The following is a 15,306-nucleotide window of genomic DNA, read 5'->3' as shown; positions in this document are numbered from 1 at the left end:
AAAAATCAACAGGTAATTGCATAAACAAACAAGCCTTTCTCATGTCGAAGGCCAGTTTGTTATGAATCAAATATTAACCTATTCGAGCGATAGGAATAACATTTTCATCAGCAGCAATGTGTTCAGGAAAAATAAAACCTTTTGTATCTGAGGTAAAACAAATATCTGCCTCTTTAAAACATACATCTACAAATTCAGAGCAGATAAACTCCTCATTATCTTTATGTTTACCTACTCCCAATCCTATTCGAGCAACTATCTGTGCTATTTCAGATTTATCATAATTCTTGTTTAATAAAGATAAACCTTTAACAATAATGGTATTTTGTTTTTCACCACCATCTTCATTTAACTGTTTGTGCCGTGCAATATATAGCTTCCCATCATAACTTTCATTTGTATTCTCATAGTTAGTCAAATAATGTTCTAAAGGAACTATTCTAACTCCATCGTCCTCGACACTTTCAATTATTAATAATAGCCCTTTCCACTTCAGAATAATACCAACATGACTAAAGAGTGAATTGGAAACTTGTTTAATTAACTTACTTACCAAATATTCACCCGAACATAATAAAAGGTCACCAGTCCTCAGATCATTCTTTAATTCGGTATATTCTATAGTATTTATACTTTTAAATTTATCCGAACTCATCTAAATTACAGCCTCCTTGCCTAATTTAAAAATAATCCCTCAATTTCTAAGGGCATTAAAAATTAATACTTTTCTGGATTACATAAGTATCTTTTCACTAATTTTCATATTTAATACAATTCTAATATATTTACTGAAAAGGATCTTCAGCTCTTAAATTAACCAAAAGACGCATAAGGGCTCAATCATTTTGTAAATATCCCATCTTCTTTATGCTATCTCCATATTCTTTTGAAATCCAACTAGTATTATGATTATAGAGTATCAGCAAACAATCATTTTCGTTGAGTATTTATTTTAGACATACTTTCTTTATTCAAGTTTCTAAAAACAAAATGAAAAGAGCAACTTCCATGTCAGAAGTTACTCTTTTTAATCTTCATCTTCAGGATCTTCGTCTACACCCAATATCAAATTCTCATCTTTAAAATACATTTCATAAAGTGTACGCTCTGTTACTTCTCCTTTTTTAATTCGTTGGTTCAGAATAAACATTAAATCTATAGGTTCACGCTCATAATAAATGCTGTCGCCTTCTTCGAAATGAAGAATAGGCTTGTTTAAGTATGCATAAGATTTTGGCTTAGTAAAGCACGTCCACTTTACTTGAGGATGGTTTCTTCTAATAACTTCTGCATAATAAATCCCGATATCCATTGCTATTGCATAGTCCACTTTTGCAATTTCAACTGGATTAGCCAATAAGCTCTTTTTTTCATCTTCATAAATAAAATCAGGATATTGCCTTAATTCTTCTAATTCTCTACCAATCTCTTCTTCTGATAATTCATAAATTTCAATCTGAGATAAAAACCAACTATAGATATCTATAAGTGATTCGGGAGTGAAATTAAAGTCCACCTCTTCATTAGTAACATTTTTCAAAACTTCAATCCGAAGTGGTATCTGATTAACAAACCAATCGAAGAGAATTTTAGCCTCTTTTTTTGATAAAGTTTCAAAGGATTCCATTATAATTGGTGGTTCCATTAATACATACTCCATTAAATTTCTCCCTCATATTTTAATTATTTTCGAATATTGGCTATACTGCTCTAACTCAGTTGTATTTTATGGTTTGCTTGCTCAATTCTACCAGTATTTGTGCTTATAATGAAGTAGTACTACTTTACTTTATCAATCAATTCAATTTTTTAATCGGAAATCTTTAACCACTTGTTTCCTTACAAGAATGAGAAGTTCCTACAACCTATATTTGATACATCGATCCAAATTATTTGCATCTCTTGGACCTAGACATCCCTGCAGTTGCGGCCATTTCTTTTGCGACAGCTTCGTCAATTTGTTTTTTTTGCGTATTAGGCTATCCTTCGCCTTCCCCCTTTTCAAGGTCATCCAGATGTTTTACGACCGGTGCAATCGTTTCCTCTAGCATCTTTTGCAAATCTTCTTTGTTCACTTCTTCTTCCTTCTTCTCTTCCGCTTGACTCAACAGATTGTCGATAGCGGCTCTTGCATTTTTCAATTCAGTTAAGTTAGCAGCGGAAAACTTCCGACCTGCCTTTTTTACTTCTTCCGCTGGCTTCTCATTTTTCAAAAAGAAGTTTTTAAGCAAAGAAAAAAGCCCCTTCTCATCAGAAGCTGGCTCACGCTCTTGCTTTCCTATATCCGCTGTTCCGGCCATTGAATATCCGGTGATCTCGCCCTTTTGAATCTGATTCCAGATTTCATCGGAAGCCTTCGTCACAAGGACCCACGATCCTTTCTTGATAACTTCACCGCCCATTTCAAAATCGGAAGGAGCAATGTAAGATTTAACGACTTCCCCGACACCGCCTTGGAAATCATGTTGCTTGTCGATCTCACGTGCATCTTTTAGGAACCCGTGAGCGGCTTTCTCAATCTCCTCCGGTGTCATGTAATCCCCATGTGCATCAGCAACGTTTGGTTCGTATACAATACCGTACACAAGACGCTGCACATCATCAACCTTCGCAATGACCTTGTTCTCTTTTTGAAAGTCTGGCTGTTTTTCTGACTTCATAAAAAAGAACTGCTTTTGATTAGCAGCCTTGTCCACGTATGAAACGTGTGTGATTTTTGCATTTATCAATTCACGTTAGAATATGAAGCCTCCTGAATGTGAAGCTCATTGTACATTGACACAAAGTTCCCTACCAAAATGACACAAAGTACCCAACTTTTATCGATTAGATTTATGACTAATTGGCAATAGTAAAATGTTCTTTTCGCATTCCCGCAATCGGGGCAAGAACTTGTACCGATAAAATAAAAAGCCGCTAAAATAGCGACTTCAATTGGTATATGTTCTTGTCTCTGGACATCTTTAATCAATCTTACATGGTCTAAAAGTTTCATGTTTAGCTTCATACTCTTCTATTAATCGGATTTTATTTCCATCAAATCTAATCATTGATATACCATCAAATGAATAAAGTTGTTCTTCTTTTGCTTTAAAAAACCATTCTACAAAAAATAAGGTATCATTTACTTGATGAATATTTTTTATCTTCCATTCTAAAACAACTTGCTTCAGTAACATTTTTTTGATCCACAAATGGACTTCCTCTATACCCACATACATTGCTCCATAACATTCGCGGTAGATAATATCATCAGAAAAATACGTATCTAAAAACGTAAAATCTCTAGTTACCCACATAAAGAAATATTCTTTTATAATTTTTTCTTTCATAAGTACTCCTCTATTTTTTAATTAAGCGCAGTTCTTAACTAGTGTTTTGAATCTATTATATCAAAATGAACAAAAAAAAGTTCTTGGTTGGAATTTATGTCATTCTATACTCATTCGCTTTATTGGTGCACTTTAAAGCCTTGTTATATTAGCGGTGTACTAAGTACACCTATTATAATGTATAAGGAGCATGTGAAGCTGCCGCGCTCTCGTTTAAGCTTGGGGGCGTGCCAAGCCCCTCGCCTATACGAAAAAGGGGTGCTCTTGTAAAGAACACACCCCTTTATTTAGGTAACTTAAATTCCGTTAAAAGAAAAGAGCCAATGATAATTACATCATTGGCTCTTCTTAACTTTAAAGATATAGTTTCTTTCAATCCACACTCCTCAAGGGAGCGACAAGCTAATAATACCAATCGTTCTAGCAAAGTCTAGTCAATTATTAGGTTTATTTGTTGCATCAATGTAATGCTTATTAGATTTCTTATTCTCTATAATATCTTCAGTCCTACCCAAAAGCATTTGAATCTCTTTTCTATTATACTGCTTTTTTATTTTCTCTTTAAATGCTGTTTGTTGATTAATAGTTGCTTTATGCATCTTTTTCTCAAATTATTTAAATAAATCCTGATGTATTTACTCTGTTCAAATGATGTAAATTCGTTGGTTTCGTTAATTTCATTCATAAGAAATCACCTCCCAAACATATATGGGAGGTATTTGGAAATTTTCAGGTGTTCACTGAATTGGTTCTATTTAATGTAAAATTCGCTAGTGTAGAATGTTCCAAGAGTTGCAACATGATTGCCCTTTTTGTCGTAACGTTTTACATCCACTCTAAAGCGATAAGTACCTTTTTTGTTACCAAATGACTCTTTGATGTCAAATTGATCATAAAGTTGTTCATCTGGGTTAAGTGGGTTCGGGGAATTTGTTTTAATTGTCTCCCACTTTACATTATCCTTTCTTTGTGGAATAAGGTTGGGACCAGCACTAAAGTCATTGTGGTTTTGTACTGCAATTCGTACGACCTTATCCTCTCCAATTTTGTGATTAGCTTTTGTCGGGTTCGCCGACACTTCTAATCCTGATGCCTTGCTCATCATCTCCCTTTTTATATTTTTGCGCTCCTATCCCTCGCCAAAGCACCTGCAGCCATACACCTAAAAGACGATTGTTCCCTTCAAATCAGCGTTTTCTTCGGATCCGGCCGCCTTGTCGTTGATACGTTTCGCGTCTCGTTCCCATGATTTCTTCCCAATCCCTATTCGTAATGGGATCAGCATCGTTCTCCTTCTTTCTATTAGAACCAGGAGCAATGCTTTTAAATTGATTTAATGTCTCTTTAGAAACAGAATCCCTAATCTTCATTTCAATCGCTCCTTGCCGAATAAGCACCACCTTACGCTATTCGCTTAAATAGATTTTTAAATGATGACTACACTCCGAGAGGATGCCAAGTACAGTCAATCATCAATTAAAATGAAAAACTGTCCTCGATACGGCATTGATAAGGGAAAGGGCCGTCTCCCAATAAAAAAAGCGCACACCAATCAAGGCACTTAAAGTGCTCAATGATCAGCGTCCGCAGGTTCTTCCTTCTGGACAAAATATTCACGTTGGTTTTGCTTGTCTCTATCATACGATGATCCACATAGGAAAAAAGGTCCCTTTTTTATCCCCCTTTTTGTCGGCTTTTTCTCGGCAATACAAATAAAAAAAGTGCCCATAAACATGGACACTTTGGTTCTATTATTCCCAAAACGCTTCGCCTTCAGAATTAATATACTTCTGAAGAAAAGTTTCAAAATCTACATCAAGCAGCCTATATTCTAAACCGTCTTCAAATAGATAAAGGTTGGAATTTCCCTTATTTATCATCAAGTAGCACCCTTCAAAAAGAGCAGCTATAGCTGTTCCATCAACCTGATCAAAAAAATCATTAGACAACTCGGATTCGATTTCTTCTAAACTGAAAATGTGTAATCCTCCACCCACCTTGTTCCCAAAAACTATGTCTTCAAATATTCTTGCGCCATTATGTAGACATAAAAACTCTTTGAAATCGTCAGGCAATGCATGATGTTTCTTTTCAAATTGTTTTATATTTTCTTGATCGGCTGGGGCATTAAAGGTACAGCACTTTTCATAGACTTCACCGTCTACCGAGAATTTGATGATGTTCTTCTCATCTAATTGATTTTTAAGCTTTTCTAATATCTGCACGATCCTACCCAATCTTTCACCTTCTATCTATATCCTCTCCACCAAGTAGAAACCTCTTGTTGATGCAGCGTTCTTGTGAGTGCATATAAATTACCCATTTTATTATCTCCACCATATTCTAAAGGAATAACATGGTGAATGTCTAAACCAGACCAATCCCATTTAGAATCTCCGTATTTACTAATATACATCTGATATATTTATTTCGGATGTCCTTATCTCTCTTTACTCTATCTTCAGGCTTATACCATTTCATATTTGCTTTTGTTGGTGATGGTAATGATTTACCACTATGATTTCTCATCAATCCCTTGAAGTAATCACAATTGTTTTTAGATTTCATCCTACCACTCCTTGAAAGTTCATATGGAAATTTTCTTATAATCTATCTAACTCTGAAAATCGTTCGTATTTTACAAAAATACCCTTGAATTTTTTATAAAATATAGGATAATTAAGGATGTCAAAATAAACTAGGGAGTGTTTTAAATGAGATTAAAGAAAGTTATAACTTGTTCCGCATTATCCTTTGCTTTACTGGTTTCTGGATCTCCTGCATTCGCTTCAACTTCTAATGCAGACAGCAACATGAGTCAAAAGATTATAACTCCTCAAGTTGAGCTGAAAACTATTCATCTAAAAGCCAATACACAAAAAGAATCTATCATTTGTCTCTTTCCTCCTAAAAGATGCAAAAGAGGGTGATGGTACTCGGACAGGCAAATATCAAGGTTGGTATTAAAAGTGAGATACCCCTATCTCACTTTTAATTAGCTAACTTTAAAATTTATAGTTGCCATCACTATGCCTGTTTTAATAATTTCAGAATCATTAGCAATTAACTTATTTTTGACTGTTTCCTGCAGGTGGAAGCCTCCTGCTATTTTATTTTGTGTGAACTTGAGTAATTTAACTTTGTAAATTGGCCGTCACGTGTAGTGATTTCCCTTTTTCCGTAAATAGATGCTTCAGCTAAAAACGCTTGGTTGGAATGGCCATCTAGAATAATGACTTTCACTTCTCCTTTGGTCATAAAGTTATTAATGGAGATGGTTGAATTTGTAACTTTGTAAGAATTATTCATGCGCACAAGTCTCCTTCTGTAAATTTGTTTTTCATCTGATATTCCTCTTCCTTTCCTAATTAGACACTCTGTATTTGCAAATATAGCGGACAATATCGCTCCACTTGGACTTCGTACCAATCATTTCAGCAAGGTTTTGAATACTTTTTCTGAGACCTTCGTTGAAAAGTTTTAAAGACGCCTTTTTTGTGGGTGAATTGTGGGTGATGGCTTCCTCATTTTGAAATATTAGAAACACTCACAAAAATAAAACCCCCTGAAGCCAATGGCTCCAAGGGGTTTTTATTATTAATACTGAGACATATACTGATCGCGTTCCCATGGGTGAACTTGGGTGCGGAACATATCCCATTCGATTTCTTTTGATTCGATGAAGTGCTCGAATAGGTGATCGCCTAGTGCGTTGATCATGACTTCGTTTGATTTTAGCAGCTCGAGTGCTTCTGCAAGTGTTGCAGGAAGGTCAGAGATGCCGTTTTCAAGGCGCTCTTCTTTGTCCATGACATAGATGTTTCTATCGATTGGTGCTGGTGCTTCTAGTTTGTTTTTGATTCCGTCAAGACCTGCTGCAAGTAATACGCTTAGTGCAAGGTATGGGTTTGCAGATGGGTCTACGCTGCGCACTTCTACGCGTGTGCTGATGCCGCGTGATGCCGGGATACGGATCAATGGGCTGCGGTTTTGTGCACTCCATGCCACATAGCAAGGTGCTTCATAGCCAGGTACAAGACGCTTGTAAGAGTTAACCGTTGGGTTTGTGACTGCTGTAAAGCTTGTTGCGTGCTTGACGATACCTGCGATAAAGTGTCTAGCAGTCTCGCTTAATTGTAAATCTGCTTTTTCATCAAAGAATGCGTTTTTACCATTTTTGAATAATGATAGGTTACAGTGCATACCAGATCCGTTTACACCGAACAATGGTTTTGGCATGAATGTCGCATGAAGACCATGCTTTCTGGCAATTGTTTTGACAACGAGTTTGAATGTTTGAATGTCATCACAAGAACGGATCGCGCCTGCATATTTGAAATCAATTTCGTGCTGCCCCGGTGCTACTTCGTGGTGAGATGCTTCAATTTCAAAGCCCATTTCTTCAAGCTCTAGCACGATATCACGGCGGCAGTTTTCGCCTAGATCTGTTGGCGCAAGGTCAAAGTATCCGCCTTTATCGTTTAGTTCAAGCGTTGGCTCGCCTTTTTCATCTAATTTAAATAAGAAGAATTCTGGCTCAGGTCCAAGGTTGAAATCACTAAATCCTAGTTCTTCCATTTCCTTTAAGATACGCTTTAAGTTGTTACGCGGGTCTCCATCAAATGGTGTCCCGTCTGGCTTATAAATGTCACAAATAAAGCGTGCAACTTTACCTTTTTCTGCTGTCCAAGGGAAAATAACAAATGTGTTCAGATCTGGGTATAGGTACATGTCTGATTCTTCGATACGTACGAATCCTTCAATAGATGAACCGTCAAACATACATTTGTTATCGAGAGCTTTTTCTAACTGGCTCACAGGAATCTCAACATTTTTAATTGTTCCGAGAATGTCTGTAAATTGCAGACGGATGTACTTTACGTTTTCCTCATTTACTAATTTTACGATATCTTCTCTTGTGTACTTTGCCATTTCGTAAAACTCCTCCCCTACAAAAGGTAAAATGTGTATAGCAATGCTTTTGCTAATTGGTTAACGGAAGAACCTTGACATATCCCCCTGCCTAAAGGTCGTTCCTTGTTGGAAACGTCCAGCCTGAATGAGTTCCTTCTTCAGTAGCTTCCTGAGTTCATCATCTGACAAGTTGTGCTTAGCTGTGGTTTTTTCCTCTGTCTTTTTATCAGACGATGGATTTTCTGCCTCAGCTTTGGCAAAAAGCTTTTTGATTCCTGCCATGTTTACACCTTGTTCGATGAGATTTTTAATTTCTAGTAATTTATCAACATCATGAAAAGAAAATAATCGGCGGTTTCCATCACTTCTTGCTGGAAATACTAAACCATTTTCCTCATAATAGCGAATTTGTCTTGCAGATAATTCTGTTAGCTGCATGACAATCCCAATTGGGAATAAAGGCATTGAGCGGCGAATGTTATCACTCATCTCAACTGTCTCCTCCTCTTTGCTTAAATTTATTATATGTCATGTTATATTATGTGTCAACAATATGTTAGGAATATTAACATGGTTTTTTATTGAGCAGGCACTTCAATAAAACCTTGATCCAATAAGGCATCGACAGCACTGCAAATCGCATTTTTCACATGGGCATACGTGAGACCGCCTTGCACGTAGGCAGTATAAGGCGGTCTGATCGGACCATCGGCTGATAATTCGATACTGGCTCCTTGTACAAATGTGCCCGCTGCCATAATGACATCATCCTCGTAGCCCGGCATATAGCTTGCATGTGGAGTGACGTGACTGTTAATCGGAGATGCATACTGGATTGCCTGACAGAACGCAATCATTTTTTTAGGATCTCCAAATTCGACAGATTGAATTAAATCCGTTCTTTTCGCATTCCATGCTGGGTTTGTTAGGAATCCGAGCTTCTCAAGAAAGCGAGCCGTAAATACTGCGCCTTTTAAGCTTTGAGCCACAACATGCGGCGCCAAGAAAAAGCCTTGATACATTTCCTGGAGCGCATACAGCGATGCACCCGCTTCACTGCCGATGCCCGGAGATGTCATTCGATAAGAGCAAGCTTCGACCCATTTTTCTTTTCCAACGATGTAGCCGCCTGTTTTGGCAAGGCCTCCGCCTGGGTTTTTAATAAGTGAACCGGCCATGAGATCAGCTCCGACATGACACGGCTCTTGTAATTCAGTAAATTCACCATAACAGTTGTCTACAAACACAATGATTTCTTCATTTATCTCTTTCACAAATGAAATCATTTGCTCAATTTCTTCTATAGTAAAGGATGGCCTCGACGCATAGCCTTTTGAACGTTGAATGCCGATCACTTTTGTTTTAGAAGAAATCGACTCTTTTACTTTGTCGTAATCGACTGATCCATCTTGAAGCAAATCAATGGCTTTGTAGTCAATCTGGAAGTCTTTTAATGAGCCTGTCCCTTCTTTCCCGCGAATCCCGACAATTTCTTCTAACGTGTCGTATGGTTTTCCCGTCATGTAGATCAATTCATCGCCAGGTCTCAGCACACCAAATAAAGCAATGGAAATCGCGTGTGTGCCGGAAATGATCTGCGGACGGACAAGGCCGCTTTCTCCTCCGAAGACATCCGCATAAATCTTTTCTAACGTGTCTCTCCCCATATCATCGTAGCCATATCCAGTTGTTGGATTAAAGTGAGAGTCACTGACTTTGTGCTTTCGATAGCTTTCAAGCACCCGCCACTCATTTTGTTCGCTCGTTTGATCAATTTGCTGATGTACGTGTAAAATCTCTTGTTCTGTTTCTGCTGCTGCTTTTTCTAAAATACTGCCGTGTTTTAATGTGTGAAACATCTTGATTTAATTCCTTTCCAACATATACTTCTTGATTTGACCTAAAATGGTCTGATCCTCACCACTAAATCCGGTGATGTCGTAAATTTCTGCTTCTTTTTGAAATTCTAGTGATTCCACAAGCGTTTCTGATTTTAATGCGGAGATGAGCTTCCCTTCATACGCTGGAATCTTCACATAATATGGCTTTAAAAAGGCTTTTTTCAGCTCAGCCATAATATCCGCTTTTAACCTTTTTACATCTTCTTTGCGTCTAGCACTGATTAATATGTGGCGATGCTTTGAAGATGGGATGAAATCTGGTCTAATTTGATCTTCCTTGTTATAAACAGTCAGCATTGGAATACGGTCCGCTTCTAATTCTTCTAAAAGCTCATGAACCGTTCGTTCGTGCCCTTCATAATCCTCATTAGAAGAGTCGATGACATGAAGCAAATAATCGGCTTCCTTCACTTCTTCAAGGGTTGAACGAAATGCGGCGATCAGTGTTGTCGGAAGGTCTTGGATAAAGCCAACCGTATCCGAAATGAGCACACTGTAGCCAGATTCTAATGTCATCTTACGTGTCATTGGGTCAAGTGTCGCAAACAGCAGATCCTCTTCATGACTATCTGCTTCTGTTAATTGATTAAACAAAGTTGATTTTCCAGCATTCGTATACCCGACAATCGCAATTTGGAACACACCATTTTTCTTTCGGCGTTCCCGGTATCTTGTTCGATGTTCTTTGACTGCAGATAACTGCCCGTTAATTTCGTGAATGCGGTTTCGAATATGGCGTCTGTCTGTTTCAAGTTTTGTTTCACCTGGACCTCTTGCGCCAATTCCGCCTCCCTGTCTTGAGAGGCTAATCCCTTGTCCACTTAGTCTCGGCAGGGCATACTGAAGCTGGGCAAGCTCTATTTGCAGCTTCCCCTCTCTTGTACGGGCTCTTTTTGCAAAGATATCTAAAATCAATTGCGTACGATCAATAATTTTTACATCTAAAGCAGTCGCCAAAGCTTTTAGCTGGCTTGGAGAAAGCTCGTCGTTAAAAATAATGACATCACATTCGAGTTCCTCGCAAAGCACCTCAAGTTCTTCTACTTTCCCTTTACCGATATACGTTGCGCTGTCTTGTCTATTTCTCTTCTGCGTCATCACGCTGACAGCTTCACCGCCAGCCGTTTTGGTTAAGGAAGCTAATTCTTCCATTGAGTATTGAAAGCGTTCATCCGTTACATGCGGCAATTGACAGCCGACAAGGATCGCTTTTTCAGTCATTTCATGTTCATTCAACGTCAGTTGTTTCCTTTCTGTACTTAAGTTTTCAGTAGTACCATCATACCAAACAGATCACACGTATACCACTATTCGGATGGTTTATTTTAGTGACTCTTTATAAAAAGGATACGCCATTTCAAGAAGGCGTATCCTCTTTCATTTGAAGATCGTGACTTTTAATGGTCAGCAAATCTTTTTTATCATAATGATCCACAAGAAGCAGTCTCATCGCCTGGGTTCGTATGGCCTTTTCAATGGTGTTTCGCACAAACCGGCCATTGCTGAATTTTGCCGGGCTCGTGGTACTTTTAATGTGCATTAAATAATCCCGCAACTTCCATTCGGCTTCTTGGGTAAAAACATATTCCCTGTCCGCCATCATTCGTTTAGCAATATCCATGAGCTGATCGACTGTATAATCAGGAAAGCTGATGTTGATTGGAAATCTTGATTGCAGGCCGGGGTTTAAAGAAAGAAAATGATCCATTTCCTTGGAGTAGCCAGCTAAAATTAGAATGAATTCGTGCTGTTTGTCCTCCATATGTTTTACAAGAGTATCAATCGCCTCTTTTCCAAAATCCTTTTCTCCTCCGCGTGCAAGAGAATAGGCTTCGTCAATGAACAAAATACCACCCAGTGATTTTTTAATTAAATCCCTTGTTTTTTGCGCTGTATGACCAATGTACTCTCCAACAAGATCACCGCGTTCTGCTTCGATTAAGTGACCCTTTGAGAGCACATTCATTTCAAAGAAAAGCTTCCCGACAAGTCTTGCAACTGTGGTTTTCCCTGTGCCAGGATTCCCTTTGAACATCATATGAAGCGCTTGTTTCCCTACCTTTAACCCTTGTTCCTGCCGTTTTTGATTAACAAAAATCCAAGCATAAATCTCTTTTATGTTTCGTTTCATTTCATCCATACCGACAAGGCTGTTCATTTCACGCTCTATTTCCCGTAAGATGCTGTGTTTTGCCTCATTTTTCTGCAAGGCTTCTAGGTATTCTGCCTCTGAGTCTGCATCAACCAATACTTGCTTTTGTCCGTTAAGTATAATATTGATTTGGCCGTTGTTTTTATATGTGACAGCTCGCTCCAACGTATTCACCTCTCGCTCTTCTCTCTTTATTCTATTCGGGTGGAGCTGTAATCGTGACAATCGCCCGCTTAAGCCCAAGTTTGCTGTCAAAATGACCCGAGATACCGAATATTGTAGGGATTTGTGCGGTTTCCCAGGAAATGATGTGCTATTTCCATTGTATTCATCCCGTTTGGGCGGACAAACCAACAATTTGTTTTTTCTTAGAAAAATGTAGCTTTTTGATCACAAATGATGCAGAAAAGAGTCTCAATGATTTCCGCATTTTGTACAGGCAATTCTTCTATTTTCTCATAAAATAAAGACGAGGTGATGAATAGATGGTGAAAATTTTTATTGATCCTGGCCACGGAGGAACAGATTCTGGAGCTAGTGCTAATGGACTTTTGGAGAAAAATATAACACTTCAAATCGCGCTTTTACTGAGAGACATTTTGATTAGTGAATATGATGGGGTTTCTGTCCGCTTAAGTCGTTCAACTGACCAATCCGTCACTTTGTCCCAGCGTACGAATGCAGCAAACAGCTGGGGAGCTAACTATTTCGTATCTATTCATATTAATGCTGGCGGGGGCACAGGGTTTGAAAGCTATGTGTATCCTGGCGTTTCAGCACCGACCACCACGTATCGCAACGCCCTTCATGATGAAATTGTCCGCTCAGTTGATTTTGCTAACCGCGGCAAGAAAACTGCGAACTTCCACGTTCTTCGAGAAACTTCTATGCCCGCTATTTTAACAGAGAATGGTTTCATTGATACGACAGCTGATGCTAATAAGCTCCGCAACGCAACCTTCCTTCAAGGCATCGCTCGCGCTCATGCGACTGGTCTAGAAGAAGCCTTTCAATTGAAAAAAAAAGCAAGTAATCTTTATAAAGTGCAGGCAGGAGCTTTCAAAGTGAAAGCCAATGCAGATGAATTAGCAGCCACACTTAAATCCAAAGGCTTTGACGCATTTGTTGTATTAGACGGAGGCATGTTCCGAGTACAGGCCGGGGCTTTCCGTACAAAGCAAAATGCAGATGACCTCGTCGCAAGATTGAAGCAGGCCGGTCATGACGCATTCGTTTTCCAATAATTTTAAGCTGTTGTAACGAAACAAACCGGCTCAAGTCTTCTGCTGAGCCGGTTTGTTGTGTATTTATTTACGCTAAGATGTTGACGACAAATTGAGACCATGTTTCAAGACGATCGAAGTATTCAGGCTTTTTCAAATCGGCTGTTTTCATCCATTTTCCTGAGATTTGATCTGTTTCTTTTACTTCTACATGAGCACCTGGAGATAGTTCAAGCGCTGATAACAGTCCAATGTGCACACGGCCGACACTGTTGTCATCGTCATTGATTAATCCAAGGGTTTTCATTTCAAGTTTGTCTTCTTCTTGAATTGAAAGTTCTTCGTCCAGCTCACGATCCGTATTTTCTTTTAGAATCTCAGCAAAGTTTTTCCCTTCAACGAAATTCATATGCCCCCCAAAGCCAAGAGATAACTTATGATGTAAGCGAGTCTCTCCTCCGCCTTGAAGTCTTTCGTATACATATACTTCGTCCTCACGCTTAATCACAACATAAGGAATCGGCTGCTTGAAGTCAGGATTTTCTTCTGCATCGCCTCTTCGCATCTGCTCGAAGTGCTCTTCGATTTCTTTCATAATGGTGCTGATTGTTTTCTCTTCACTGTTCACACCATTAAACGCAAGTGTTTCATTTTGGAACACGCGCGTACGCGGTGCAACTAAAATGATTTCGTCCATTTTTCCCATGTTCGGTAACCTCCAGTATGTAACACATTGTTAGAAATGGCAAAAAGCCAAAACGAGTGATGCGTTTTGACTTTTACGCTTTCCTTATGATTCATCTCCAAAGAAGAAGTCGTCATCTTTTAACGGCTCAACTGTTGCTTTTTTGTAGCCGTTCCCTTTCATTGAGAAGAAGTCATGCGACTTTGTTTTTGTATTGAGTCCGTTCAATACAATAGGGTTAATCTCTTCTTCTTCAAAATAAGGGGCAAATCCAAGGTTCATTAACGCTTTATTGGCATTGTAACGAATGAACTTTTTCACATCATGCGATAAATTGACTTGGTCATAAATATCTTCAGTGTAATGAAGTTCATTTTCATAAAGCTCGTTCAAGAGGTCAATTGAGAAATCATACAGCTCTTTTTGCACATCAGGTGTTTGTTTGTTGTAAATTTCTTGTGCTAATAATCCAACGTACACACCATGAATCGCTTCATCACGCAAAATTAAGTTGATGATTTCACCGCTTTGCATGAGCTTTCCTTGCCCATAGAAATATAGCGGGTAGTAAAAACCACTATAAAACAGGAAGCTTTCTAAATAAACAGAAGCCACCATTGCTTTAAAGAGAGAAATAGGATCGTCCTTTTGAATCGAACGGTATAAACTGACAATCATATCTGCTTTCTTTTGCAAGAATTTATTCTTTTTGACCCATTCAAACACTTCACTGATCGTTTCAGTTGGTGCGAGTGTCATGAAGATATTGGAGTATGATTTCGCATGTACCGCATTTTCCATCATTGCCATAAAGTTGAGTACAGCTTTACGCTGATGGCCGTCCACATGTTCAGCCACAATCGGCATCCCTGTATTTCCTTGTTCTGTATCAAGTAAAGTCAATCCAGCAAGTACCTTCATGTACGTATCTCGCTCTTTTTCACCTAAATATTTCCATGTTAAGAGATCTCCGTTTAAGGAAATCTCTTCTGGAAGCCAGAACTGCTTCACATTTTGGTTGTAAAACATTTGTGTAAAATCGTCTTCGTGTTTTGACCAGTTGGCTGCATCATAAATTTTTGTCACGTTAAACTCTCCT

Annotated in this window: 16 protein-coding genes and 1 pseudogene; 2 read left to right on the top strand and 15 right to left on the bottom strand. The window is 38.5% G+C overall.

All coding sequences use genetic code 11. The annotated features are described in order from the left end of the window. Positions 1-73: 73 nt before the first annotated feature. The 7 genes and pseudogenes from MHI46_RS08660 to MHI46_RS08630 all read right to left on the bottom strand — a co-directional run bounded on the left by MHI46_RS08660 (position 74) and on the right by MHI46_RS08630 (position 5,569). On the bottom strand, positions 74-655 hold the full coding sequence (locus tag MHI46_RS08660; protein WP_099663282.1) for a YiiX/YebB-like N1pC/P60 family cysteine hydrolase: 582 nt from the start codon (positions 653-655) through the stop codon (positions 74-76). 372 nt (positions 656-1,027) lie between these two features. Next, positions 1,028-1,645 carry a hypothetical protein gene (locus MHI46_RS08655; RefSeq protein ID WP_142352181.1) on the bottom strand — a complete coding sequence of 206 codons (618 nt, stop codon included), beginning with the start codon at positions 1,643-1,645 and terminating at the stop codon, positions 1,028-1,030. Positions 1,646-1,991: 346 nt separating this feature from the next. Next, positions 1,992-2,729 (bottom strand): annotated as a pseudogene (locus tag MHI46_RS08650) (XkdF-like putative serine protease domain-containing protein); the annotation flags it as partial. Between the two features lie 234 nt (positions 2,730-2,963). Further along, entirely contained in the window at positions 2,964-3,332 is a 369-nt protein-coding gene (locus MHI46_RS08645) for a nuclear transport factor 2 family protein (protein ID WP_075611426.1), read from the bottom strand. Positions 3,333-4,083: 751 nt separating this feature from the next. Continuing rightward, positions 4,084-4,437, bottom strand: coding sequence for a structural protein (locus tag MHI46_RS08640; protein WP_260775962.1), 354 nt, complete (start codon positions 4,435-4,437; stop codon positions 4,084-4,086). Between the two features lie 82 nt (positions 4,438-4,519). Next, entirely contained in the window at positions 4,520-4,702 is a 183-nt protein-coding gene (locus tag MHI46_RS08635; protein ID WP_251180770.1) for a hypothetical protein, read from the bottom strand. Positions 4,703-5,083: 381 nt separating this feature from the next. After that, entirely contained in the window at positions 5,084-5,569 is a 486-nt protein-coding gene (locus tag MHI46_RS08630) for an SMI1/KNR4 family protein (RefSeq protein ID WP_251180769.1), read from the bottom strand. A gap of 477 nt (positions 5,570-6,046) precedes the next feature. Here MHI46_RS08630 and MHI46_RS08625 point away from each other — a divergent pair, with 477 nt between their 5' ends. After that, a complete protein-coding gene (locus tag MHI46_RS08625) occupies positions 6,047-6,262 on the top strand; it encodes a hypothetical protein (protein WP_242056701.1) in 216 nt (71 codons plus the stop codon). 175 nt (positions 6,263-6,437) lie between these two features. Here MHI46_RS08625 and MHI46_RS08620 read toward each other — a convergent pair whose 3' ends face one another. From MHI46_RS08620 to spoVK, 6 genes are all read right to left on the bottom strand, one after another. After that, on the bottom strand, positions 6,438-6,641 hold the full coding sequence (locus MHI46_RS08620) for an XtrA/YqaO family protein (protein WP_251180768.1): 204 nt from the start codon (positions 6,639-6,641) through the stop codon (positions 6,438-6,440). 288 nt (positions 6,642-6,929) lie between these two features. Beyond that, positions 6,930-8,264 (bottom strand): type I glutamate--ammonia ligase, encoded by a 1,335-nt coding sequence (gene glnA / locus MHI46_RS08615; RefSeq protein WP_024427046.1) that lies wholly within the window; start codon positions 8,262-8,264, stop codon positions 6,930-6,932. A gap of 60 nt (positions 8,265-8,324) precedes the next feature. Further along, positions 8,325-8,735 (bottom strand): MerR family transcriptional regulator, encoded by a 411-nt coding sequence (locus MHI46_RS08610; RefSeq protein WP_039178801.1) that lies wholly within the window; start codon positions 8,733-8,735, stop codon positions 8,325-8,327. 89 nt (positions 8,736-8,824) lie between these two features. Then, positions 8,825-10,105, bottom strand: coding sequence for an aminotransferase class I/II-fold pyridoxal phosphate-dependent enzyme (locus MHI46_RS08605; RefSeq protein WP_039178796.1), 1,281 nt, complete (start codon positions 10,103-10,105; stop codon positions 8,825-8,827). Between the two features lie 6 nt (positions 10,106-10,111). Beyond that, positions 10,112-11,383 (bottom strand): GTPase HflX, encoded by a 1,272-nt coding sequence (gene hflX / locus MHI46_RS08600; RefSeq protein ID WP_342503222.1) that lies wholly within the window; start codon positions 11,381-11,383, stop codon positions 10,112-10,114. Positions 11,384-11,504: 121 nt separating this feature from the next. Then, positions 11,505-12,464, bottom strand: a complete 960-nt coding sequence (gene spoVK / locus MHI46_RS08595) for a stage V sporulation protein K (protein WP_024424083.1) — start codon at positions 12,462-12,464, stop codon at positions 11,505-11,507. A 320-nt stretch (positions 12,465-12,784) separates the two neighbouring features. On the opposite strand from spoVK, the gene MHI46_RS08590 reads away from it, so the two are divergent. Next, the gene (locus MHI46_RS08590) at positions 12,785-13,543 is read left to right on the top strand and encodes an N-acetylmuramoyl-L-alanine amidase (protein WP_039178790.1); all 759 of its coding nucleotides are present in this window, start codon (positions 12,785-12,787) and stop codon (positions 13,541-13,543) included. 67 nt (positions 13,544-13,610) lie between these two features. Here the strand turns inward: MHI46_RS08590 and MHI46_RS08585 are convergent, their stop codons facing one another. Both MHI46_RS08585 and nrdF read right to left on the bottom strand, forming a co-directional pair. Continuing rightward, positions 13,611-14,228: a hypothetical protein gene (locus MHI46_RS08585; RefSeq protein ID WP_058837640.1), complete on the bottom strand. Its 618-nt coding sequence runs from the start codon at positions 14,226-14,228 to the stop codon at positions 13,611-13,613. An 84-nt stretch (positions 14,229-14,312) separates the two neighbouring features. Continuing rightward, positions 14,313-15,293 carry a class 1b ribonucleoside-diphosphate reductase subunit beta gene (nrdF, locus tag MHI46_RS08580; protein WP_024424085.1) on the bottom strand — a complete coding sequence of 327 codons (981 nt, stop codon included), beginning with the start codon at positions 15,291-15,293 and terminating at the stop codon, positions 14,313-14,315. Positions 15,294-15,306 lie beyond the last annotated feature (13 nt).

This window comes from Bacillus sp. FSL K6-1000 (genome assembly GCF_038630785.1).
Classification (GTDB): Bacteria; Bacillota; Bacilli; order Bacillales; family Bacillaceae; genus Bacillus; species Bacillus safensis.
This window is presented reverse-complemented; position numbering and strand designations above follow the sequence as displayed.